The 1716-nt window shown below is 67.7% G+C and carries 1 protein-coding gene; it reads left to right on the top strand.

Going from position 1 to position 1716, the window contains the following annotated elements; genetic code table 11:
* Nucleotides 1-1716: autotransporter outer membrane beta-barrel domain-containing protein (locus tag POF53_RS25845; RefSeq protein WP_498970041.1), on the top strand; the 1716-nt coding region annotated here is incomplete at both ends.

The following is a 1716-nucleotide window of genomic DNA, read 5'->3' as shown; positions in this document are numbered from 1 at the left end:
GAGCAGGGCAAGGTTGTCGGTGACGGGCGCATGACCCTCACCGGCGGGCAACTGCTCAACAGCGATCGTGGCCAGATCATCAGCCAAGGGGCACTGAAGGCCACCTGGGCGCATCTCGACAACCTGGCTGGCGAGCTGTCCAGCCTCGATGCCCTGGCCCTGAACCTCGGTAGCCTGGACAACCGCAATGGCAAGGTCCTGGCCAATCGGGGCATTACCGTCACCAGCCAGGGCCTGGTCGACAACCGGACCGGCCGGATCGCCAGCCAGACCGCCCTCGACCTGACCGCCCAGGCCCTGAACAACGGCCAGGGTGGCCATATCAGCGGCAACCAGGCGGTCAGCGTCAATGTCGGGCGGCTCGACCAGCAAGGTGGCCATCTGAGCAGCGTCACCGAGCTGACCCTCGACCTGAACCATGGCCGGCTGGACAACCGCGACGGTGAGATCGTCGCCAACCAGCTGCATCTGCGGCAGATGGCCGATATCGACAACCAGCGTGGCGAGATCTCCAGCAAGGGGGCCTTCACCCTGACGGGTCGCAGCCTCGACAACACCGGTGGCAAGTTCTACAGCGAGCAGGCCCTGACCGTGCGCCTCGACCAGTTGCTCGACAACCTGGATGGCCTGGTCTCGGCCGACGGCCTGGATATCCAGGCCCTGGCGTTGCACAACCAGGGCGGCGTGGTCACCAGCAAGTCCGGCCTGGTGTTGACCACCCGCGCAGCCATCGACAACCAGCACGGCGAGATCTCCAGCACCGGCCACGGCCAGGTAAAGGCGGGCAACCTCGACAACCGTGAGGGTACGGTCACGGGTGGGGCGCTGGAACTGGTGGTCGCCCAGGCGCTGGACAATCGCCAAGGTGTGCTGGCTGCCGGCAAGGCACTGACGCTGAACGCCGCCAGCCTCGACAACCGCGAGCAGGGCAAGCTGCTCAGCGATGGCACGCTGACCGCCAAGGTCAGCGGCCTGCTGGACAACCAGGCCAAGGGCCTGGTGAATGGCCAGGGTGCCACGGATATCGACGCGGGGCAGTTGGACAACCGTGGTGGCCGGTTGCAGGGCAAGGACCTGCTGACCCTGCATGGCCAGCATTGGGACAACCGCGGCGGCAAGATCGAGGGTGATGGCGCGATTACGCTGACCATCGACCAGCTCGACAACCGCGACCAGGGCCTGGTCAGCGGCCAGGCCGGGGTGCGCTTCAATGGCACCGAACTGCTCAACCAGCTCGGCATCTTCGGTGCGAAGGGCAATCTGGACCTGGTCGCTGCGCACCTGGACAACAGCGGTGGCAGCCTGACCAGCGGTGGCGATCTCGATGGGCAGGTCACGCGCCTGGAACAGCTCGGCGGCAAGCTGTCCGCCGACGGCAAGCTGACCCTCAAGGGCGGTTCGCTGGTCAACCGCCAGGGCGCCGTGCTGGGCGCCGGGCAGGGCATGCGCCTGACCGTGGGCAGCGTCGACAACCGTGGCGGTGAGCTGTCCGCGGCCAAGGCGCTGAGCCTGACCGGCCAGCGCCTGGACAACACCGGCGGCCAGGTCCTGGCCGAAACCAACCTGTCGCTGACGGTGGCCGAAGTCATCAACCAGGCCCAGGGCCTGCTGCGCGGCAAGGGCCAGCTGACCCTCGACGGCCAGACCCTGGACAACCGCGACGGGCGTGTTTCCGCCGAGCAGGGCGCGCGCCTGCGCCTGGGCCAGGCGCTCGAC

Source organism: Mitsuaria sp. RG (genome assembly GCF_028369275.1).
In the GTDB taxonomy this organism is placed as follows: Bacteria; Pseudomonadota; Gammaproteobacteria; order Pseudomonadales; family Pseudomonadaceae; genus Aquipseudomonas; species Aquipseudomonas peradeniyensis.
Note: the sequence above shows the minus strand (reverse complement) of the source record. Positions and strands in the feature narration are given on the sequence as shown.